Here is a 21,859-nt window from a genome sequence, read left to right on the forward strand (position 1 = left end):
ACACTGTGGGTGTGTTCCGGCCGGGCAACTCGGCCTGGTACCTGACCAACGGCACCACCAGCACCGACGCCTCCTTCATCTTCGGGCACGGCCCGTCGGGCGACGTGCCGGTGGTGGGCGACTGGGACAACGACGGCGACTCCACAGTGGGCGTCCGCCGACCCACGAACAACACCGTCTACCTCCGCAACACCAACAACGGCGGTCCGGTGGACATCCAGTTCGTCTACGGCATCTGATCTCACCCGTACGCTGGCGGGGCCCGGAACTTCTCCGGGCCCCGCCAGCCGTGCCGTGGGTGCCGGTCAGATCCAGCCGCGCCGTGCGGCCTCCGCACCCGCCTGGAATCGGCTCCGTGCCTGCAACCGCTCCATCAGGTCCGCCGCCATCCGGCGCGCTGTCCGCAGGGACACTCCCAGCTTGCGCGAGGCCATCTCGTCGGTCTGCCCGCCGGCCAGCAGCTCCAACATCTGCCGGTTCTGCGGATCGAGACCGTTGGCGTCGACCGGGGCGGCTTCCCCGAACGGCACCGCCGACGACCAGAGCTGAGCGAAGAGAGCGAGCACGGCGGCCACCACGCCGGGGCTACGCACCTCCAGCGCGCCGCGCCGGCTGTTGCCCGGGTCGAGGGGAAGCAGCGCCACCTCACGGTCGTACACGATGGCGAGCATCGGGACGGTGGAGACGGTCCGCAGGTGGCCGCCGAGGGCGGTGAGCCAATGCGTGTAGCTCACCAGCGCCGGCTCGTTGCGGCAGCTCTCCTGATAGATGCAGCGGACCTGGACGCCCCGGGCCAGCATCTGCTCGTTCAGCCCGGCGCTGGCCGCCTTGGCGTCCGGGGTCTGTGCGTTGCGCGGGTTCAGGGAGACGCACTCCACCCGGGCACCGCGGGTCAGGTCCTCGAGCCGGGCCCGTACCGTGTCGATTCCTTCCAGGCGCACGGACTTCTCACGCTGCGACTGCCGCCCCTGCTCCATGGCGATCGCGGCGATCGCGTCCCGGGCCGCCGCGAGCTGGCGCTGACGCTCCAGCATCTCGGCTTCGGCCTGGGCCAGCAGGGCGCCGAGCCCGACAGCTGGACGGACCACGCGCACCCCGCCACCGGCATCGTCGTCGGTGAGCAGCGCCAGGTCGGCGAGCTGGTCCAAGGCGTGGCGAATCTGTTTTTCGGTAACGCCGAGGCGGACCGCCAGTTCTTGCACACCGCCCGTGGGATCGGCGAGCATGGCCCGGTACACGGATTCGGCGAATCCACTTATGCCCAAGGTCGTCAACACTGAACACCCCCGTATTCGGATCCTGCGATTATGGAGAAGTGACGGGGTGTTTACAAGATTCTCAAAAGTCAATGCGAGGCGACACTTCCCGCGGTGGACGGCGGGCCGCGGCCGTCCCCGACCGACGGCAGGGCCGCGGGGACGTGACCTGACGGTCACGCCCCCGCGGCCCTGGTGGTACCGCTCAGTTGCGCGTGCAGGTCGTCCCGTTGAGCGCGAAGCTGCTCGGGGACGAGTACGACCCGCTCAGCGTCCCCTGGTAGCCGAAGCTGGCCGTGCCGCCGGGTGCGACCGATCCGTTGTGGCTGACGTTGCGGGCGGTCACCGCCGACCCGCTCTGGCTCACCGTGGCGTTCCAGGCGTTGGTGACCTGCTGCCCGCCGGGCAGGCTGTAGGTGAGCGTCCAGCCGTTCAGCGCGCTGGACCCGGTGTTGGTGATCTGCACGTCCGCGGTGAAGCCGTTGTTCCACGCGTTCGCCGTGTACTTCACCGCGCACCGGGCGCCACCGCTCGGCGGCGGGGTGGTCGGATTGGTCGGCGGCTGCCCGCCGCCGTTGACGTTCGCCGAGAACGAGGTCACCGCGAGACCCACGCCGCCCTGCCACGGCTCGAAGCCAGCCTGGATGCTGGTCAGGTACCAGGAGTTGCTGATCGCGCCCCGGTTGCGGGTGTCGTTGATGAAGTCCAGCACGCTGAAGTTCAGGCTGGAGGTTGCCGACTGCGCGACGTACGAGATGACGTTGTTGGAGCCGTTGCTGCCCCGCCAGACCTCCCAGGTGCGCCCGGCCAGGTTGGTCGTGCCGACCACCGAGCCGATGGGCTGGATCGGGCCCTGACGGTTGAGCCAGATCATGATCTCCATCTGGTTGACACCGTCCCGCTTGGGCGACGGGTCCAGCCAGATGTCGTACGACGCGTTGTAGGTCGCTCCGCTGACGTACCGGTAGGAGATGCTGCTGGTGGCGCTGCTGATCTGGCTCACCTGGATCGGCAGGTTCGTGCCGGGGGAGCAGTTGGTGTAGTGACAACCGAAGAAGATCGAGGGGTACGCCGTGGGCGCGCCGTTGGTGGGGCTGCTGCCGTTCAGGGTGGTGATCTCGAAGCCGTTGCTGGTGGCGTTGATGCACTGCTGGGCGGTGGTGCCCCAGCGGTTGTTCTGCACCACGTAGCGGCCCCCGACGACAGTCGAGCCGTACTGTTCGCAGATCTGGGTGTCGGCGGAGGCGTTGCCGCCGAGGGCCACGGCGACGAGTGAGCTGGCGACCAGCAGCCCGGCGGCGGCCAGGGCCCGAAGTTGACGTTTCATGACGCTCCTTGACTCGGCGCGTGCCGGGCGCCGGATGTGGTGGGGTGGTGCGGGAGCGCTCCCACGCTCAACGACACATTTACATGCCTGAAACTGGTGCGCAACCGCCCGCGTCAAACTGGTGAATTGTGAGGATTGCCATCCTGCCGCCGAACGGGCGTCGAAGGGCGGCCAGCTAAGCGGCGCGAAGGGCCGACGAGCGGGTCCGGCGGGCCGAACGGGCTCTGGTGTGCGTCGATAGCTCCGAGTAGCGTGTTGCCTCCGACGCGTGCCGCTCCCCCTCCGGAGGCGTACACCACCATGGCAGGCTCCCCCCTGCGCATCCTCATCGTCGGCGCGGGCATCGCCGGCCTGGCCGTGGCCCGGGCCCTGCGCCTGGCGGGCTTCCGGCCGGACGTCACCGACAAGCTGCCCCCGGGGGAGTCGGCCGAGACCGGTCTCTACCTGCCGGGAAACGCCGCCCGCGCGTTGCACCGACTGGACCTGCACGACCCGGTCCGGCCTCTCGGGCAGGTGATCCACCGGCAGCGCTTCTTCGACGCCGCCGGGCTGCCTCTCTGCGAGGTGGACCTCGACGCCCTCTGGGCCGGCGTCGGCGAGTGCCGGGCGCTGCCCCGGGCGGACCTGCACCGGGTGCTGCTCAGCGGCGCCGGCGGGGCCGTCCGACACGGCGCCGAGGTCCGCACCCTCGATCTGCTGTCGCGCGCGGTCGGGGTCACCTTCACCGACGGCACCAGCACCGAGTACGACCTGGTCATCGGCGCCGACGGGCCACGTTCGTCGGTCCGGGCACTGGCCGCGCTCGGCGGGCCGCCCCGCCCGGCCGGGCACGTCGTCTACCGGGCCGTCCTGCGTGACGGCCCGCCCGTCACCGACTGGACCGCCCTGCTCGGGCAGCGCTCCGGCCTGTTGCTGGTGCCGATCGGGGAGGGTCGGCTGCACTGCTACGCCGACGAGGCGGGGACCGAGCCGCCCGCCGACCCGCTGGCTCGGCTGCGCGAACTCTTCGCCGACTATCGGGGCCCCGTGCCCGAGGTGCTGGAGATGCTCGACCGGGTGCACGCCGGGATCACCGACGAGGTCGAGCTGGGCCGCTGGTACCGGGGGCGGGTGCTGCTGGTCGGCGATGCCGCGCACGCCACCGCGCCGACCCTGTCCCAGGGCGCCGCGATGGCCCTGGAGGACGCCGTTGTCCTCGCCGAGTCGCTGCGCGCCGCCGGGAGCGTGGAGGCGGCCCTGGTGGCGTACGAGAGTCGTCGTCGCCCGCGTACCCGGTGGGTGGCCGACCGGACCCGCGACCGCAACCGCACCAGGGACGTGCCGCCGGCGCTGCGCGACCCGGTGCTGCGCGGACGCGGCGGACGCATCTTCGGGGAGCACTACCGGTTGCTGGTCGGCCCGCTGTAGGCCCGTAGTAGATCGTGTCACGCCACCCCACGCGGCGCTGCGACCTGCCGAGGACTATCCTCCTTGCGGATGACGGCCCGCAGATAACCGCGTGTGCCGAGCGGGACAACCGAGAACCGGAGGCCACTCGTGACCACCGTCGCACCCAAGCCGGTCGTGACCCGGCCCTGGCCGGTCCGGGAGCCGGTCAAGGGGTCGGCCATCGCGCGGCTGCTGCGTACCACGGACGCGAAGCAGATCGGGATCATGTACATGGTCACCGCGTTCGCGTTCTTCTTGATCGGCGGCCTGATGGCCCTGGTCATGCGGGCTGAGCTGGCCCGACCCGGGCTGCAGTTCCTGTCGCCCGAGCAGTACAACCAGCTCTTCACGATGCACGGCACGATCATGCTGCTGTTCTTCGCGACGCCTATCGTGTTCGCCTTCGCGAACTACATCGTGCCGATCCAGATCGGCGCGCCCGACGTCTCCTTCCCCCGCCTGAACAGCTTCGCCTACTGGCTGTACCTGTTCGGCGGCACGATTGCGACGGCAGGCTTCCTCACCCCGGGCGGCGCCGCCGACTTCGGCTGGTTCGCGTACGCGCCGCTGAGCAGCGTCGAGCACTCGCCCGGCGTCGGCGCCAACATGTGGATCATGGGTCTGGCCATCTCCGGCCTGGGCACCATCCTCGGCGCGGTGAACATGATCACCACGGTGCTCACCCTGCGTGCGCCCGGCATGACCATGTTCCGGATGCCGATCTTCACGTGGAACATCCTGGTCACCAGCCTGCTGGTGATCCTGGTCTTCCCGCTGCTGGCCGCCGCGCTGTTCGCGCTGGCCGCGGACCGCATCCTCGGCGCCCACGTGTACGACGCGGCGACCGGTGGGCCGATGCTCTGGCAGCACCTGTTCTGGTTCTTCGGGCACCCCGAGGTGTACATCGTGGCGCTGCCGTTCTTCGGCATCATCAGCGAGATCATCCCGGTCTTCTCCCGCAAGCCGATCTTCGGCTACAAGGGTCTGGTCGCCGCGACCGTCGCGATCGCCGCGCTCTCCATGAGCGTCTGGGCGCACCACATGTTCGCCACCGGCCAGGTCCTGCTGCCGTTCTTCAGCTTCCTGAGCTACCTGATCGCCGTGCCGACAGGCATGAAGTTCTTCAACTGGATCGGCACCATGTGGCGGGGCCAGATCAGCTTCGAGACGCCCATGCTGTGGGCGGTCGGCTTCCTGGTCACCTTCCTCTTCGGCGGTCTCACCGGTGTACTGCTGGCCAGCCCGCCGCTCGACTTCCACGTGTCGGACTCGTACTTCGTGGTGGCGCACTTCCACTACGTGCTCTTCGGCACCATCGTGTTCGCGGTCTTCGCGGGCATCTACTTCTGGTTCCCGAAGATGTTCGGCCGGATGCTCGACGAGCGCCTGGGCAAGGTGCACTTCTGGCTCACCATGATCGGTTTCCACACCACCTTCCTGGTGCAGCACTGGCTCGGCGCCGAGGGCATGCCCCGCCGGTACGCCGACTACCTGCCTGGCGACGGCTTCACCACGCTGAACACGATCTCCACGATCGGCGCGTTCATCACCGGTATCTCCACGCTGCCGTTCATCTACAACTGCTGGAAGTCGTACAAGACCGGCCCCGTGGTCGAGGTGAACGACCCGTGGGGTCACGGCAACTCGCTGGAGTGGGCGACCAGCAGCCCGCCGCCGCTGCGCAACTTCGACCGGATGCCCCGTATCCGCTCCGAGCGGCCGGCGTTCGACATGAAGTTCCCGGAGCTGGCCGCCGGTCAGACCCTCGCCGGCCCGCCGGAGGGTGGCTCCAAGCCGCTCACCAGTGAGTCGGACGGCGGCGCTCGCTACAGCGAGGACACCGCCAGCGACATCGACAGGCACTGACGCACGACCCGCTCAGCCGTACGACGGGCGCCGCCCCCGGGACCACCCCGGAGCGGCGCCCGTCGCCATATCCGGCCCACGCCGGGTCCGGTCGCCCGACCCAGTTCCGTCGCTTGGCCTGGATAGCGCCCTCGCCGACGTGGTCCGGGCACCCGGCGGGCCGATGAGGCTCCGGACGGTGTTGTGCTGTTGAGCGATATGACTGTGAGTCATATTTATGACTCACAGTCATACGTGTTCTTGGCACGTGGGCCGCCGACCAGAGCCGCTGTGGCGGCTCGACTGATTGCGGGCGCGAGCGAGGCCGCTGCAAGCACGGCCCGGCCCGGCCGGCGTTTGCGTTGTTCTCAGCGAGTGGCGGCGGCGAGCTCCGCCTCGGCGGGCGGCACCGACGCGAGGGCGTCGGCGTGGCGACGGCGGCGCAGCTCGACGGGGAGCACGACCAGGGTGACCAGAGCGCCGAGCGCTCCGGTCACCACGAAGCCCCACAGCGGCGCGCTGCCGTCGATCACCGCGCCGGCGAGCGGTGCGCCGACCGCGATGCCGACGGTGACCGCCGAGCCGTGCAAGCCCATCGCCTCGCCGCGTACCTCGGCAGGGGCCAGACGGCTGACCGCGTCGGAGGAGGCCGCGATGGTCGGCGCGCACAGCGCGCCGGCCGGGATCAGCGCCAGGCAGAGCAACCACCAGTGTGCGCCGCCCAACCCGACCGGGATGGTGCAGAGCGCGAGCGCGGCGGTGAGGGCCAGCGGAGAGAGCGAGCGGTGCACCGCCCCGTAGGCGAAGCCGCCGACCAGGGAGGCGATCGCCCAGCCGGCCAGCACGACGCCGGTCCAGCCGACCTCGCCGCTGGCCCGCAGGACGGCCACCACCGCGACGTCGGTGCCGCCGAGCACCAGGGTGGCGGCGGCGCTGAGCGTCAGCACGGCGAACAGCCGGGGCGTCAGCCACTCCCGGCGAGGCACGTGGCGCCGCGGGCCGGAGGGCGCGCCGGTATCGCGGGTCGGTGGGTTCACCAGCCACAGGGCGATCCCGGCGGCGACGATGCCGCCGCCGACGAGGTACATGGTGGTCTGCGCCGAGATCGCGGTGACCAGGGCCACCGCCAGCGCCGGGCCGATCATGAAGGACAGCTCGACGGACATGGAGTCCAACGCGTACGCAGGCCGTCGTTGATCTTCCGGTACCAGCGCGGCGATCGACTGGCGGACCACCGAGAAGATGGGCAGGGCCAGCGACCCGGCCACGAAGGCGGCCGGCAGCAGCACCGGGTACGACAACGACGGCGCGGTGGTCCAGAACAGCGCCTCGGCGATGCCGGTGAGCACCAACACCGGACGAAGGCCACGCCTGTCGACCAGGCGGCCGAGCAGCGGCCCACCGATCGCCGCGCCCACCGTGATGGCGGTGCCCACCAGGCCGGCCGCGCCGTAGCCCCGATCGAGGTCGAGCACCACGTGGAAGGTCAGCGTGACCCCGGTCGCCGTGAGCGGGATGCGGGCGAGGACGGCGACCAGCAGCAGCGACCGCAGGCCGGGCAGGGCGAGGGCTGTCCGGTAAGGCTTGATGTTCACGTTGGTCCGTACCTCCGGCGCCATCCTCGACGGGCGGCGGACCGATGGCCAACCAATTACCGCCTCATGCGGCCCTGATCACAGGCTCGCCCTGCAGGACCACCCCGGCGCCGTCCATCGCCCGCAGTGCGACGTCGGTGGTCTCCGGAGCGACCGCGGCGGTCAGCTCCAGCAGGACGGTGGTGGCGAAGCCCTCCCGGGCGGCGTCGAGCGCGGTGGCGCGGACGCAGTGGTCGGTGGCGATACCGACCACGTCGACCCGGTCCACGTCGTGCCTGCGCAGCCAGTCGGTCAGGCACTCGCCGTCGTCGGCGTGGCCCTCGAAACCGGAGTACGCCGCCGCGTGCTCACCCTTGTGGAAGATCGCCTCGACCCGCCCGGTCTCGAGCTCCGGGTGGAACTCCGAGCCGCTGGTGCCGACGACGCAGTGCCGGGGCCACGACTCCACGAAGTCCGGCGGATCGCCGAAGTGCGCGCCCGGGTCGACGTGGTAATCCTTCGTGGCGACCACGTGCCGCCACCGGTCCGGCTCGGCGGCGAGCAGCCGGGAGATCCCGGCGGCCACCCCGGCGCCGCCCGGGACGGCAAGTGAGCCGCCCTCGCAGAAGTCGTTCTGCACGTCCACGATGATCAGCGCGTCGGCCATCGGGATCTGCCTCTCGTGTCGGGTTGGCGGAGGGCTCAGGCGGCGGGTACGACGGTCACCGGCACGGCCGGGTCGCCCGCGGAGAGCTTCAGCCCCTCCCACGGGATGGAGATGAGGCACTCGCGCAGGTGCTCCCGGGACTCGTCGAGGGTGGGCAGGGCGACGGGCTCGCCGTCGATCACGTACGAGCGCTGGAGCAGCCGGTCATTGGGCTGCCGGTCGGGCACACCCTGCGGGACGATGATCTCGTCCGTCGCGGTGCCTGTCGGCTTGTGCCGGCGGACCGCCACCTTGCGCCCACCGATGGTGGCCTTGTGCTCGGACCGCTTCACCACCGGCCGGCCCTCGACCTCGACGAGCTTGTAGACCAGCCCCGCCGTGGGTGCCCCGGAGCCGGTCACCACGGCCGTTCCCGCGCCGTACATGTCCACCGGCTCGGCGGCCAGCGAGGCGATCGAGTACTCGTCCAGGTCGCCCGAAACGATGATCTTCGTCTCGGTGGCGCCCAGCGAGTCCAGCAGTTCCCGGGACTGCTGCGCGATCACCGCCAGGTCACCGGAGTCGATCCGGATCGCCCGCAGCTCCGGCCCGGCCACCGCGATGGCGTTGCGGATGCCCTGGCTGATGTCGTACGTGTCGACAAGCAGCGTGGTGTCCTTGCCCAGCGTGGCCACCTGCGAGGCGAACGCCGTCCGCTCGTCGTCGTGCAGCAGGGTGAACGCGTGTGCCGCCGTGCCCGCCGTGGGAATGCCGTAGCGCTCCCCGGCGGCCAGGTTGGAGGTGAACCGGAATCCGGCCAGGTACGCGGCTCGCGCCGCCGCCACCGCCGCCTCCTCGTGTGCCCGGCGCGATCCCATCTCGATAAGTGCCCGGCCCCGGGCGGCGGTGACCATCCGTGCCGCGGCCGCCGCCACCGCGCAGTCGTGGTTGAGCACGGACAACGCCACCGTCTCCAGAACCACGCACTCGGCGAAGCCGCCGGACACGGTCAGGATCGGCGAGCCGGGGAAGAACAGCTCGCCCTCGGCGTACCCGTCGATGTCGCCCGTGAAGCGGTAGTCGGTGAGCCAGGCCGCGGCGGCTTCGTCGACCACCCCGGTGCGGCGCAGGAAGTCGACCTCCGCCGGGTCGAACCGGAAGTCACGGATCAGCTCGATGAGCCGCGCGGTGCCGGCGACGACGCCGTAGCGCCGGCCGCTGGGCAGCCGACGGCTGAACACCTCGAAGACACAGCGACGGTCGGCGGTGCCGTCCTTGAGGGCCGCGCTGACCATGGTCAGCTCGTAGTGGTCGGTCAGCAGCGCGGGGCGGAGGGTGCTCACCGCCCCAGCCTAAGGTTCAGCCCGCGCCGCCGCCGTCGTGGCCCGGGATCGAGCGCAGCGCGGCCCACAGTTCGGACCGGCCTGTCACGCCGAGCTTGGTGTAGATCCGCTGCAGGTGGTTCTCCACCGTGCGGGCGGAGAGGTAGAGCCGCTCGGCGATGGCCTTGCTTGTCGCACCGTGCGCGGCGAGGCGGGCCACCTGCCACTCGCGTTCGGTCAGCACAGGCGCCCCGGCCCGCAGCGCCGGCGTGCGGATCAGATCGCAACGGCCGAGCAGCCCCGCCAGGCGCTCCCGCGCGTCGCCGGCCGACACCGAGTGTTGCTGCCGCAGCCGCTGCAGGGCCTGGGCGGTGGCCTCGGCGGCGTACACGGTCAGCTCCAGGGCGGCGTAGTCGTCGGCGACCGCGAGCAGATCGGTGGCGGAGTCGGTCACCGCGGCCCTGGCGTGCCGGGCCAACAGCGGCGGGAGTACGCCGTCCACCTGCTCGGACAGCTCGGCGAGGCGCTGCGCCACGGTGCGCCGCCCGCCGTCGGAGCAGGTGGGCCCGACCGGCGCGCCGGCCTGGTCCAACCGGACCAGATCGTGCAGAACGTGCACCTCGTGCCCGGCGAAACCGTCCGCGCGGAGCCGGTCGGTCAGGTCGTTGAGCTGCTTCACCGCGCCCGGCAGGTCACCCGACGCGGCGAGCACCGCACCCCGGGCCTGCTCCAGCCACGGGTAGAGCACCGCCATGCCCGGCGCGTGGGTGCGGTCGGCCTCGGCCATCGCCTCGCTGGCCTGCGCAGCGTCGCCGCGCAGTGCCGCCGCCTGGGCTCGCTCGGCCTGGGCCAGACCGGCGTAGACCCGGCTGGTCGCCAGCACCGCGCAGGCGCCCAACGACGTCCGCATCGCCGAGTCGCTCTGCCCGCGCAGTCGCGCGGCGTACGCCTGGAGGATGGCCAGGTATCCGGTGCCGAGCCGGAAGTCGCCGGCGCCCGCCAGGTCGGCGAACTCGTCGGCCACGATCGCGTCGATCCCGACGAGGTCGCCGGTGAGCATGAGCCGGGTGCCGCGGGCCAACTCCAGGGCCAGTTGCAGGTACGGCATGTCGGTGCGCCAGCTGGCCGCGGCGGAGTGCACCTGCGCGATAGCCGCGCCGCTGCGTGTCAACTGACCCTGGACGGCCTGGACGTACGCGATGGTGCTGCGGGCCAGTTCACGGGCGGCGATGCTGGCCGCGGGCCGATCGAGCACGGTCTGACTGAGCCGTACGGCGGTGGTCGTGTCGAGCCGGTGCAGCCGCATGATCGCCTCGAAGGCGTGCACCCGGGCGCGGTCGGCCGAGTCGCCGAGCTGCTCGACCCGGCTCGCGATCTCCTCGACTGTCGACTCTCGACTGAGGCCCCAGTAGCTGACCATGCCGCGGACGGTCAGCCACCGGCAGAGCCGGCGCTCGTCCCCGGCCTCCAGGGTCACCGCGTCGAGGACGGTGAGCGCCTCGTCGGGTCGGTCGGCGAACATCAGGATCGTGGCCAGCAGCTCCGCCGCGTCCGAGCCGCCGTCCGCGTGCAGCGCGGCCCGGGCCAGCCGGGTCGCCAGCGGTACGTCGTAGCGGGTGAACGCCTGCATCGCGGCGTCGACGAGCAGGGCGGCGTCCTGAGCGGTGCCCGAGTCGAGCCGCCAGACCGCCACCCGCAGCAGGTCGTCGCGGCGGCGCTTGCCAACCTGCTCCAGCAGCTCGGCGAGGTGCGCCTGGAGGCGCCGGGTGCGGCTGACGGGGCACCGCCGACGCATCACCTCGCCGTAGAGCGGGTGGGCCAGGCGTACGTTTGTCCGCCGGTCGTGCTGGACGACTGTGATCAGCCCGCGCTCCTCGGCGAACTCCACATCGGACTGCTCGGCGGCCTGGTTGAGCAGGTGCAGGCCGAGCGGCTCGCCGAAGGCGACCAGCTCGACGACCGTGCGAACGCCGTCGGTGAGCTGCCCGACGCGGGTGTCGATCAGCTCGGTGAGGCTGGGGGCCAGCTCCAGTCGCCCGGTCCACTTCCAGATCCCGTAGGTGCGCTTCAACTCCTCGCTGCCGTTGGCGGCGTGCACCAGCTCGCGCAGCAGCAGCGGGTTGCCTGCCGACAGCCGGCCGAGCCGGTCGGCGGAGCCGGCATCGACCGGGCCGCCCAGGATCGCCGCCAGCAGGCCGGCGGTCTCCGACGGTGGCATGGGGGTCAGCTCGACGTGCTCGACCAGGTCGTCGGTCCAGAGTGCGCGGATCGGCAGCGGGATCTGTTCGCCGTCGCGCAGGGTGCCCACGACTGTGGCGTTGTCGGCGCGGGCGACCAGATGGACCAGCGCCGCGGAGGGCGGGTCGAGCAGGTGCGCGTCGTCGATGGCGAGCACGATCCGGCGGCCGGCGGCCTGCTGTTGCAGAACGCCCAACGCCCAGCGGAGGATGCCGGCGGGGGAGAGGCCCTGGGGCTGCTCCGCCGGGAGGACCTGCACCAGCCCGCCGAACGGCAGTGCCGCCGTGGTGGCGCTGGCCGCGATGGACCAGATCGCGTACCGGTCGGTGGGCAGGGTGCTGAGACCCTCGCGCAGCAGCCGGCTCTTGCCGATGCCCGCGCTGCCGCTGAAGAAGAGCCCCCGGCCGGCCTCGCCGGTCACCGCCGCCAGCAGGCGGTTGAGCTCATCGGTTCGGCCGACGAACTTCCATCGACTCATCCGCGCAGCATATCCATCGAATCCCGTCCGCGCCCGCACCGTCACGCACCGAAGTTGAGTAGCCACACAATTACCGGTGAGTATCCGAAGTGTTCCGCCTGGTCGGCCGGCCGAACGTACTCTTCCGACATCCGGGTAGTGTCACCGGATTTCCACGCGACCGGCGCGCCGGTCGCCTGCCCCGGGAGGCCACCCGATGCAGCAGGGCCCTCTCCCCTCGCTCGACTCGTCCGGCGACGTGGCCAGCTCAGCCGATCTGCCGAGCTGTGGCCCGCTGCCCACCGAGCTCGGTGTGTCCGTTCCCCGGCCGGACGAGCCGCTCGGCGTGGTCGCCGTCGGCCCGGCCGGCGCCGACCGGCGTGCGGTCCTCGCCACCCTCGTCGGGCTCGATCCGGTGATGCTCACCGTGCCGGCGGGCAGTTGGCTGCTGGTCCGGCACGCCCAGGTGCCCACCCGGGCGGCGTTCGTCCCCGGCTACCGCCAGCCGCACTCGTACGGCGCGGATCGGGACGCCGCCGGCCCGGCGCTGGCCCGTCCACCGCGGCGGGTCGAGCTGAGCGTGCCCGAGCCGCTGCTGCGCCACTTCACACTGATCGACACCCCGGACACGGGCGCGCTCGGCGTGGCCGGCGTCCGGGTGCTGCGCGATGCCGTCGGCCGGGCCGGGGCGCTGCTGTTCGTGATCGCGGCGGATCAGGCGTTCACGGCCCAGGAGCTGAATCTGCTCGCCGAGGTGGCCGCGGCCCCGGTCGAGGTCGTGTTCGCGGTGACGCCGGGCGCGGCCGGTTGGGCGCCGGTCGCCGACGGCGTGGCGGTGACGGAGGACGCGGGGGCGTCCGTCTCGCCATCCGGCCGCCGGTCCGGGGAGGTGGATCCGGTGGCGGTGACCGTCGAGGCGCACCGGGCGGCGCTGCTGGCCGCGGTCCCCTCCCTGGCCGGCGCGCGGTGGTTCCCGGTCGACGGCGCGGATTCCGCCGACGACCTGCGCCGGGCGTTGGTGGGCTGGTCGGCGACCGAGGGGTTGCAGCGGGCCAGCGCCGATCCGCCGGTGCTGCCGGGGCAGCACGACCGGGTGGCGGTGGCCGCCGACCCGGGGGACTGGTCCGAGCGGCTCGACCGGCAGACCCGCTCCTGCGCCCAGCGAATCCGCCAGCACCTGGCCCTGGAATTGGCGAACATCCATCTGCGGGCCGTCCAGGAGATCGTCTTCGGGGTCGGCTGTGCGGGCCTGCCGGACCTGCTCGACCGGGAGATGGCGGCGCTGTCGTTGCTGGCCACCGCGCAGTGCGACCACGCGGTGTGGGGCGTCGTGGCCGACACCGCCGCCCAGGTGTTCGGCGCCACACCGGCGGAGGGCGTCCGCCGCCGGATCGCCACCGCCGTCCAGTACGGCCTGGCCGACCACCGCCCGGGGCGCGACCTGGACCGGGTCCTGCTGATCACGAGTACGGCGGGTGTGGCCGGGCTGACCGGCGCGGAGGCGATCGACGCGCTCGCCGGCTATCCGGCGGTGACCCGTGACGAGGTGCTTCCTCCGGTCGCGGTGGCGCTCTCCGGCGGGTGCTGGCAGCAGTGGCGTACGCCGGGCAACGACGACCACAACGCCGCGCGGGCCTGGTCCCAGCGGGCGTTGCGGGAGGTCGAGTTGGAGCTTTCCCGGGAGATCTCGCGGCGGTTCGAGGTGATCCGCCTCTCGCTGGACGTGGTGCTCTCCGATGCGGTCGACCACGGCATCCTGCTCGCCTGACGGCGTGGTCACCTACCGGCTCGGGTTCGCCCCGCACCTCTCGTTCGACGAGGCGCGGGGTGGTGGTGGGGTGCTCATGGCGGGTGATCCTGGTTCGCCCGGCGTTCCGGTTCCTCGGTTCCGGGAAACCGGTGGCACGATGGGGGGCATGGCGGCTCCACAGGTTGCACCGGTCGAGACGCCGGCCACTGACGACGTGCCGGCGCCCGACCGGCAATGGGTGACGATCGTGTGGGACGACCCGGTCAACCTGATGACGTACGTGACCTGGGTCTTCCAGAAGCTGTTCGGCTACAGCCGGGAGAGGGCGGAGCAGCTCATGCTGGACGTGCACCACAAGGGCCGCGCCGTGGTCTCCACGGGGGCCCGGGAGCGGATGGAGCACGACGCGTCGCAGCTGCACGCGTACGGCCTGTGGGCAACGGTGGACCGCTCGTGAGCGCGAGGAGTGAGCCGGGTTTGCGAGCCCCGCAGTCGCGAACAGGGAAGGCATCGTGAGTATGTTCCGGCGGCAGGCTGGCCGCTATGTCGCCACCTTCGCGGTGGACGAGGTGCGGGTGCTGCGGAAGGTCGCCTCCGAGGTGGTCGGCCTGCTCACCGACGGTTTCGACCACACGGACCCGGTGGTGGGTCGGCTGTTTCCGGCGGTCTACCCGAAGGACGCGAGCGGCACCGCGGAGTTCCGCCGCTACACCGAGGGCGATCTGAAGACCGCCAAGATCGACCAGGCGGGGGCCATCCTGGCCGCGCTGCCCGACGAGGCCGGCGGCGAGGTGCGGTTGGACGCCGAGGCGGCCGAGGCGTGGCTGCGGGCGCTCAACGACGCGCGGCTGGCGATGGGTGTCCGGCTGGAGATCAAGGACGGCACGGATCTGGGTGAGGAGTTGGACGACGCGGTGACCGAGGATCCGGGCTCGAGCCGGGTGTTCCAGCTGTCGGTCTACGCGTATCTCGGATATCTGCAGGAGTCGCTGCTCAACGCCTTGATCGACTAGGCGTGACCGGCACCACTTCAGCGCCTGCCCGGTAGGCGTTAGGCTGGGGCACGTGCTGAGCATCGACCGGTCGATCATCGACGCGATCGTCGCCCACGCGCGCCGGGATCACCCCGACGAGGCGTGCGGCGTCGTCGCCGGCGCCGTCGGCAGCGACACCCCGACCCGGCACATCCCGATGGACAATGTCGCGCGGTCGATGACCTTCTACGAGTTCGACTCGATGGAGCATCTTCGGGTGTGGCGGGAGATGGACGACCGGGACGAGGAGCCCGTCGTCATCTACCACTCGCACACCGCCACCGAGGCGTACCCGTCCCGGACGGATGTCTCCTTCGCCGGCGAGCCGGGCGCGCACTACCTGCTCGTCTCGACCCGCGAGCCCGACTCGGAGGAGATCCGGTCGTTCCGGATCGTCGACGGCGTGGTCACCGAGGAGCCGGTCCAGATCGTGGAGGCCGGGGTCGACCCGCACGCCGTGCAGTCCTACATGTTCGGGCAGAGCCCGGCGACGGTCGACTACGAGTGTTCCGGCCGCTGACCCGTCAGCGTTCGCACCCGTTCTTCCCGTCACCGTTGGCACACCCGTTTGAGGAGCACGACATCATGGCCATCGAGATTCGCATCCCCACCATCCTGCGTAGCTACACCGGCGGCGCCAAGGTCGTCGAGGGCACCGGCGACACGCTGGGCGACCTGCTGACCGACCTGGACTCGCGGCACGCCGGGCTGCGTGGCCGTCTGGTCACCGAGGCCGGCGCGCTGCACCGTTTCGTGAACGTCTACGTCAACGACGAGGACGTCCGCTTCCTCGGCGCGCTCGACGCGAAGCTGTCCGACGGCGACAGCGTCACCATCCTGCCGGCAGTGGCCGGCGGCGCGTTCGGCTTCGCCGCGGCAGCGGCGATCAGCTCGCACAGCGCCGCGGCAGCGGCGATCAGCTCGCACAGCGCCGCGGCAGCCGTGGCCGGCTCCCGCAGCGCCGCCGTCGCGGCTCGCTGAGGGCGGCCGCCATGGCGCGGTACGACAGCCTGCTCGATGCGTGCGGGGGCACGCCGCTCGTCGGTCTGCCCCGGCTCTCTCCGACGGTGCCCGAGGGTGCCCCGCCGGTGCGGCTCTGGGCGAAGCTGGAGGACCGGAACCCGACGGGCAGCATCAAGGACCGCGCGGCGATGTTCATGGTCCGCGCTGCGGAGGAGGCCGGCCGGCTCCGGGCGGGTGACACCATTCTGGAGCCGACCAGCGGCAACACCGGCATCTCGCTGGCCATGGTGGCCAAGCTGCGCGGGTACCGGCTGGTCTGCGTGATGCCCGAGAACGTCTCCACCGAGCGGGTCCAGCTGCTCCGCATGTACGGTGCGGAGATCATCTTCTCGGAGGCGGCGGGCGGCTCCAACCAGGCCGTCGCGACGGCCAAGCAGATCGCCGCCGAGCACCCGGACTGGGTGATGCTCTACCAGTACGGCAACGAGGCCAACGCGCGGGCGCACTACGAGACGACAGGCCCGGAGCTGCTGCACGACCTGCCCACCATCACGCACTTCGTGGCCGGGCTGGGCACCACCGGCACCCTGATGGGCACCGGGCGCTACCTGCGCGAGAAGGTCGAGGGCATCCAGGTCGTGGCGGCGGAGCCGCGCTACGGCGAGCTGGTCTACGGGCTGCGCAACATCGACGAGGGGTACGTGCCGGAGCTGTACGACGCGTCGGTGCTGTCCCGGCGCTTCTCGGTGGGCACCCGGGACGCGGTGCTGCGTACCCGTCAACTCGTCGAGGTGGAGGGCATCTTCGCCGGGTTCTCCACGGGTGCGATCCTGCACGCCGCGCTCGCGGTGGCGCATGAGGCGGTCCGCGACGGCCGCCGTGCCGACGTGGCGTTCGTGGTCTGCGACGGCGGCTGGAAATATCTGTCCACCGGCGCGTACGGCGGCACTCTCGCGGATGCCGAGGAAGCGCTGGAGGGCCAGCTCTGGGCCTGACCGCAGGGGTCTTCGCGAACGGGCCGTCGGCGTGCGCGTCGGCGGCCCGTCTCGTCGCCGCCGCGCTGTGAGCAGGTGTCACGTTCGTGACAACTTCCAACGGATGATTCTTGTCGCCGGGCACCCCAGCGTAGGCTGCGCAGCGTGGCGTACGCGTCGGTAGAGATCATGGCCGGGACGACCGCCGGCATAGATGCTACTGACAGTAGCAGTGAGACAACCCGATGCGACTGACCGTCCTAGGGTGTGCCGGCAGCTTCCCCGGCCCGGAGTCACCGTGCTCCGCCTATCTCGTCGAGGCCGACGGCTTCCGCCTCCTGGTCGACTTCGGCCCGGGGTCGCTGTCCAGCCTCCAGCGCTACGTCGGGCTGCACGCCCCCGACGCGATCCTGCTGACCCACCTGCACTGTGACCACATCCTCGACGCCGCGTCGTACGTGGTGGTCCGCCGGTACGCCCCGGACGGCCCCTACCCGCCGTTGCCCGTGTACGCGCCCTCCGGCGCACCGGACCGGCTCAGCGCCGCCTACGGCGACAACGGCACCGTGGAGGACGTCTACCAGTTCTACGCGTTGCAGCCGGGCACCTTTCCGATCGGGCCGTTCACGGTCACCGTCGACCGGGTCAACCACCCCGTCGAGACGTACGGCGTGCGGTTGGAGCACGGTGGTCGGTCGCTGTGCTACTCGTCGGACACCGCTCCCTGCGACGCATTGCTGCGCCTGGCACAGAACGCCGACGTGTTCCTGTGCGAGGCCAGCTACCTCGATGGGGCGGACAATCCTCCGGACCTGCACCTGACCGGCCGGGAGGCTGGCGAGACGGCGACCAAGGCGGTGGTGGGCAAGCTGCTGCTCACCCACCTGGTCGCGGCCTGGGGCAGCGAGGCGCACACGTTGGAGTCGGCCGCCGCCGCGTACACCGGGCCGCTCGAGGTGGTCCGGGCCGGCGCCAGCTACGACATCTGACGCCCGTCGCGACGGTGTTGTGCCGTACTGTTCGCCGGCCGGTCAGCGGCCGGTAGCCTGGCGCACCCGTGGCACCCGCACGGTGTGGGCATGCGGATCGCCATCGTGACCGAGTCGTTCCCGCCGGACGTGAACGGCGTCGCGCACTCCGTGGTGCGTACGGCGGAGCACCTGCTGGCCCGGGGCCACGAGCCGGTCGTCATCGCGCCCGCCCCGACCGGGGCGGCGCGGCGGGACATCGAGGGGCTGCCGTACCCGGTGGTGCGTATCCCGAGCGTGCCGCTGCCCCGTTACCAGGGCTTCCGGTTGGGCGTGCCGACCACCACCCGGCTGGCGGGGGCGTTGCTGTCGGCAGCGCCCGACGTGGTGCACCTGGCCAGTCCGTTCGTCCTCGGCGCCCGCGCGGCCACGCTCGCCAGCCGGTACGGGTTGCCGATGGTGGCGGTCTACCAGACCGACGTGGCGGCCTACGCCAGGGCGTACCGGGTGAGTTGGGGTGAGGCGGCCGCGTGGCGGCGGCTTCGGGAGATCCACAATCTGGCGCAGCGGACTCTCGCGCCGTCGACCCGGGCGGCTGCCGACCTGATCGCCAACGGGGTGCAGCGGATCTGGTTGTGGGGCCGGGGGGTGGACGCGGTCCGGTTCGATCCGGCCAAGCGGTGCCCGGAGCTGCGGCGGCGGTTGGCCCCCGACGGGGAGCTGCTGGTCGGCTACGTCGGCCGGCTGGCCCCGGAGAAGCGGGTGGAGCTGCTGGCGGCGACGTCCCGGCTGCCGGGCGTGCGGGTCGTGGTGGCCGGTGACGGTCCGGCCCGCCACCAACTGGCCCGGGCGCTGCCGGCCGTGGACTTCCTGGGCGTGCAGCACGGCGAGGACCTGGCCCGGCTCTACGCCAGCCTGGACGTGTTCGTGCACACCGGTCCGCACGAGACGTTCGGCCAGACTCTGCAGGAGGCGTTGGCTTCGGGGGTGCCGGTGGTCGCACCGGCGCGTGGTGGGCCGGTCGACCTGGTCGACTCGGGAACGACGGGCCTGCTGGTCCCGCCGGACGACGGGGACGCCCTGGCCGCCGCGGTGGCCGCGCTGGCCGGGGACGCGGACCGGCGGCGGGCGTACGGGGTGGCCGCCCGGTCCGCGGTTCGCCGGCGTAGTTGGGCGGCCGTCGGCGACGAGCTGGTCGGGCACTATTCGGCGGTACGTGCCCAGTCCGCCACCGTCGACCTGCGGTCCGCGTCGTGAGTGGCAGAGGCGGTGGGTTCCGCACCGCGCTGCGGCACCTGGCCCGCGGCGGTCCAGGGGTTCCTCCGGGTGCACGACGCGGACGCTGCTCGGGGCACCCCGAGCGACGGAGATCGCCGCACCGCATAGGGTGCAGGGCATGGCGCGACCTGACGGGCGAGGGCCCTCTCAACTTCGACCGGTGACCCTGACCCGGGGCTGGAGCACCCATCCGGAGGGCTCGGTGCTCGTCGAGTTCGGCGGCACCCGGGTGCTCTGCACGGCGAGCGTCACCGAGGGTGTGCCCCGCTGGCGCAAGGGTTCCGGGCTCGGCTGGGTGACCGCCGAGTACGCGATGCTGCCCCGCGCCACCAACACCCGCTCGGACCGGGAGAGCGTGAAGGGCCGCGTCGGTGGCCGTACGCACGAGATCTCCCGCCTGATCGGGCGCAGCCTGCGCGCCAGCATCGACCTCAAGGCGCTCGGCGAGAACTCGATCGTGCTCGACTGCGACGTGCTGCAGGCCGACGGCGGCACGCGTACGGCCGCGATCACCGGCGCGTACGTGGCGCTGCACGACGCGGTGGGCTGGTTGGCCGCCCGCAAGGCCCTCGCCGGCAAGCCGGAGAAGGTCATGCACCGCTCGGTCGCCGCCGTCAGCGTCGGGATCATCGCCGGCGAGGCGCGACTGGACCTCTGCTACGAGGAGGACGTGGCCGCGGAGGTGGACATGAACGTGGTGTGCACCGGCGCGGGTGACTTCGTCGAGGTGCAGGGCACCGGCGAGGCGGGCGTGTTCGCCCGTGACCAGCTCGACAGCCTGCTCGACCTGGCCATGGCCGGGTGCGCCGAGCTGGCCGAAGCCCAGCGGAAGGCACTCGCGTGAGCGCGAGGAGTGAGCTTGCGAGCCCCGCAGTCGCGAACGAAGGTGATTCAGCGTGAACAAGGTCCTGTTGGCGACGCGTAACCGTAAGAAGCTGGTCGAGCTGCAGCGGATCCTGGACGGCGCGCTCGGCGCGCACCGGATCGCCCTGCTCGGGCTTGACGACGTGCCCGAATACCCGGAGCTGCCGGAGACCGGCCTCACCTTCGGCGAGAACGCGCTGATCAAGGCGCGGGAGGGCTGCCGGCGTACCGGGTTGCCGACGATCGCCGACGACTCCGGGCTCGCCGTGGACGCGCTCAACGGGATGCCGGGGGTGTTCAGCGCCCGCTGGTCCGGCAAGCACGGCGACGACGGGGCCAACCTCCAGCTGGTGCTGGACCAGATCGGTGACGTGCCGGACGAGCACCGGGCCGCGTCCTTCGTCTGCACGGTGGCGCTGGTGCTGCCCGGCGGCAAGGAGCACCTGGTCGACGGTCGGCAGTCCGGCCGGGTGCTGCGCGCGCCGCGCGGCGACGGCGGGTTCGGCTACGACCCGATCTTCCTGGGTGACGGGCAGGACCGGACCAACGCCGAGTTGACCCCGCAGGAGAAGGACGCGGTCAGCCACCGGGGCAAGGCGCTGCGGGAGCTGGCCAAGCTGGTCGCGAAGGTGCTGCCGCCCGCCTGAGCACCACCGGGTCTATTGGCGGGGGACGGCTGTCACCAGCGCTTCGTCGCGAGGTCGCCGCCCAGCTCGTCGATCGGGACGCGGTCCTCCGTGGCGAGCACCGTGAGCATCCGTTCGGCCTCGGCCACGGTGGCTATCCGGCCGGTCGAGGTGGCGCCCGCCGTGTCCAGCTCTTCGAGCCACAACCCGTCGCTCTCCCAGCTGACCTGCACGCAGCCGCCGGAGCGGCCGAAGGCGGTCAGGAAGTCGCTGCTCAACGGCCGCATCGCGCGGACCAGGAGGCAAGCCTCGGCAGCGTCCAGCGGCACGTCCTTCTGGCTGTCGTCGCGGTACTGGTAGGTCGCCTCGAGGAAATCCGGCGGAGCCGGCGGGACGGCCGCTCGCACCGACTCGCCGGTCAACCAACGGATCAGATCCATGCCGTCGTACCGGCCGACGGTGAGCTCCCGCCCGTCCTGCTCCGGATACGCGCCCACCAGGGCATCCCCCTCCCGCCGTACGACGAGGGCGGCGTCCTGGTGCGCCACCCGGATCCGCACGTCGGCAGGCAACCAGGGCAGGTGCAGACCGGCGAGCTGGGCGGCCGACAACCGTCCGTCGGACGGGGCGTACACGCCCGGCCACTGGTTCAGCAGCTCGACGTCGACGTCGAGGTCATCGTCGACAGTGGCGGGCAGCGCGGCCAGCCGGCCGACCCTGCGCCGCTGCCAGGTCAACGAGACCCTGATCCGGGTGCCGGGGTTGCCGTCCCAGTGCACCGTCAACCCTTCGGCGCGCAGCGCCGCCGCCACTTCCTCGCCGATGTCGGCCGACACCGGCTGCCCGAACAGGCCGTACGTCACGAAGACCCCGGCGCCGTCGACGCCCCGCTCGGCGTCCTGCCGGTGGTAGAAGGCGTACCCCCGGGCGGTGCGTCCCCGGGGCACCTCGTCGCCGATCTCGTCGGCCCCGCAGTTCTGGCAGCAGGTGAAGTTTTCCCGGGCCACCAGCCCAGCGGCCGAGAGCGTCCGGAAGGCCGCGGTGAGCCGATCGCTGTCGGTGACCTTCGGCCACCGCGCCTGAGCGGCGAGGTGCGCGCTCAACTCCTCGGTCACCGCTGGCCAGGCGCGGGCCTCGACCTCTGCCGGGTTCGCCTCGCCGTGCAGGTATTCCACCGTCTCGGTGACGATTGCCGCAGCTGGCAACTCGGCCAGCGCCACCTGGCGGCGGACGAAATCCTGGATCTGCTCGCTGAGCCCCGGCTCTTCGACCTCCACGGCGGCGAACCTAGCAGCACCGGCCGACAGGC

Annotated in this window: 19 protein-coding genes and 1 pseudogene; 13 read left to right on the plus strand and 7 right to left on the minus strand. The window is 71.8% G+C overall.

Translation table 11 applies throughout. The annotated features are described in order from the left end of the window. Positions 1–239: pseudogene (locus AB0K10_RS02025) on the plus strand (hypothetical protein); the annotation flags it as partial. Positions 240–305: 66 nt separating this feature from the next. On the opposite strand, the gene AB0K10_RS02030 reads toward AB0K10_RS02025, so the two are convergent. After that, a complete protein-coding gene (locus tag AB0K10_RS02030; protein ID WP_363679016.1) occupies positions 306–1,148 on the minus strand; it encodes a helix-turn-helix transcriptional regulator in 843 nt (280 codons plus the stop codon). 313 nt (positions 1,149–1,461) lie between these two features. Then, the gene (locus tag AB0K10_RS02035) at positions 1,462–2,583 is read right to left on the minus strand and encodes a cellulose binding domain-containing protein (RefSeq protein WP_363679018.1); all 1,122 of its coding nucleotides are present in this window, start codon (positions 2,581–2,583) and stop codon (positions 1,462–1,464) included. A gap of 300 nt (positions 2,584–2,883) precedes the next feature. On the opposite strand from AB0K10_RS02035, the gene AB0K10_RS02040 reads away from it, so the two are divergent. Continuing rightward, entirely contained in the window at positions 2,884–3,990 is a 1,107-nt protein-coding gene (locus AB0K10_RS02040; protein WP_363679020.1) for an FAD-dependent monooxygenase, read from the plus strand. 129 nt (positions 3,991–4,119) lie between these two features. Continuing rightward, positions 4,120–5,877, plus strand: coding sequence for a cytochrome c oxidase subunit I (ctaD, locus tag AB0K10_RS02045; protein WP_363679022.1), 1,758 nt, complete (start codon positions 4,120–4,122; stop codon positions 5,875–5,877). Positions 5,878–6,224: 347 nt separating this feature from the next. Here the strand turns inward: ctaD and AB0K10_RS02050 are convergent, their stop codons facing one another. Genes AB0K10_RS02050 through AB0K10_RS02065 form a run of 4 tightly spaced genes read right to left on the minus strand, consistent with a single transcriptional unit; the run spans position 6,225 to position 12,114 of the window. Beyond that, entirely contained in the window at positions 6,225–7,475 is a 1,251-nt protein-coding gene (locus AB0K10_RS02050; protein WP_363679024.1) for an MFS transporter, read from the minus strand. A gap of 40 nt (positions 7,476–7,515) precedes the next feature. Beyond that, a complete protein-coding gene (locus AB0K10_RS02055; RefSeq protein WP_363679026.1) occupies positions 7,516–8,097 on the minus strand; it encodes an isochorismatase family protein in 582 nt (193 codons plus the stop codon). A 35-nt stretch (positions 8,098–8,132) separates the two neighbouring features. Continuing rightward, entirely contained in the window at positions 8,133–9,419 is a 1,287-nt protein-coding gene (locus tag AB0K10_RS02060; RefSeq protein ID WP_363679028.1) for a nicotinate phosphoribosyltransferase, read from the minus strand. 16 nt (positions 9,420–9,435) lie between these two features. Then, positions 9,436–12,114, minus strand: coding sequence for a LuxR C-terminal-related transcriptional regulator (locus AB0K10_RS02065; RefSeq protein WP_363679030.1), 2,679 nt, complete (start codon positions 12,112–12,114; stop codon positions 9,436–9,438). Between the two features lie 196 nt (positions 12,115–12,310). On the opposite strand from AB0K10_RS02065, the gene AB0K10_RS02070 reads away from it, so the two are divergent. From AB0K10_RS02070 to rdgB, 10 genes are all read left to right on the plus strand, one after another. Then, positions 12,311–13,861 carry a hypothetical protein gene (locus tag AB0K10_RS02070; protein WP_363679032.1) on the plus strand — a complete coding sequence of 517 codons (1,551 nt, stop codon included), beginning with the start codon at positions 12,311–12,313 and terminating at the stop codon, positions 13,859–13,861. Positions 13,862–14,009: 148 nt separating this feature from the next. Beyond that, positions 14,010–14,300, plus strand: coding sequence for an ATP-dependent Clp protease adapter ClpS (gene clpS / locus AB0K10_RS02075; protein WP_039905549.1), 291 nt, complete (start codon positions 14,010–14,012; stop codon positions 14,298–14,300). Between the two features lie 61 nt (positions 14,301–14,361). Continuing rightward, positions 14,362–14,856 carry a DUF2017 domain-containing protein gene (locus AB0K10_RS02080; RefSeq protein WP_007456109.1) on the plus strand — a complete coding sequence of 165 codons (495 nt, stop codon included), beginning with the start codon at positions 14,362–14,364 and terminating at the stop codon, positions 14,854–14,856. A 52-nt stretch (positions 14,857–14,908) separates the two neighbouring features. Further along, entirely contained in the window at positions 14,909–15,397 is a 489-nt protein-coding gene (locus AB0K10_RS02085; RefSeq protein WP_363679034.1) for a M67 family metallopeptidase, read from the plus strand. A 65-nt stretch (positions 15,398–15,462) separates the two neighbouring features. Further along, positions 15,463–15,858, plus strand: a complete 396-nt coding sequence (locus tag AB0K10_RS02090; RefSeq protein ID WP_363679036.1) for a MoaD/ThiS family protein — start codon at positions 15,463–15,465, stop codon at positions 15,856–15,858. A gap of 11 nt (positions 15,859–15,869) precedes the next feature. Beyond that, entirely contained in the window at positions 15,870–16,835 is a 966-nt protein-coding gene (locus tag AB0K10_RS02095) for a cysteine synthase (RefSeq protein ID WP_363679038.1), read from the plus strand. Between the two features lie 224 nt (positions 16,836–17,059). Continuing rightward, the gene (locus tag AB0K10_RS02100; protein WP_363679040.1) at positions 17,060–17,803 is read left to right on the plus strand and encodes an MBL fold metallo-hydrolase; all 744 of its coding nucleotides are present in this window, start codon (positions 17,060–17,062) and stop codon (positions 17,801–17,803) included. A gap of 90 nt (positions 17,804–17,893) precedes the next feature. Next, complete coding sequence (locus AB0K10_RS02105; RefSeq protein ID WP_363679042.1) at positions 17,894–19,039, plus strand: glycosyltransferase family 1 protein; 1,146 nt, start codon at positions 17,894–17,896, stop codon at positions 19,037–19,039. Positions 19,040–19,178: 139 nt separating this feature from the next. Next, positions 19,179–19,904 (plus strand): ribonuclease PH, encoded by a 726-nt coding sequence (gene rph / locus AB0K10_RS02110; RefSeq protein ID WP_363679044.1) that lies wholly within the window; start codon positions 19,179–19,181, stop codon positions 19,902–19,904. 52 nt (positions 19,905–19,956) lie between these two features. Continuing rightward, a complete protein-coding gene (rdgB, locus tag AB0K10_RS02115; RefSeq protein WP_363679046.1) occupies positions 19,957–20,571 on the plus strand; it encodes an RdgB/HAM1 family non-canonical purine NTP pyrophosphatase in 615 nt (204 codons plus the stop codon). A 32-nt stretch (positions 20,572–20,603) separates the two neighbouring features. On the opposite strand, the gene AB0K10_RS02120 is transcribed toward rdgB, so the two are convergent. Continuing rightward, the gene (locus AB0K10_RS02120; RefSeq protein ID WP_363679048.1) at positions 20,604–21,827 is read right to left on the minus strand and encodes a hypothetical protein; all 1,224 of its coding nucleotides are present in this window, start codon (positions 21,825–21,827) and stop codon (positions 20,604–20,606) included. Positions 21,828–21,859 lie beyond the last annotated feature (32 nt).

The sequence above is a fragment of the Micromonospora sp. NPDC049274 genome, assembly GCF_040678875.1.
Lineage (GTDB): Bacteria > Actinomycetota > Actinomycetes > Mycobacteriales > Micromonosporaceae > Micromonospora.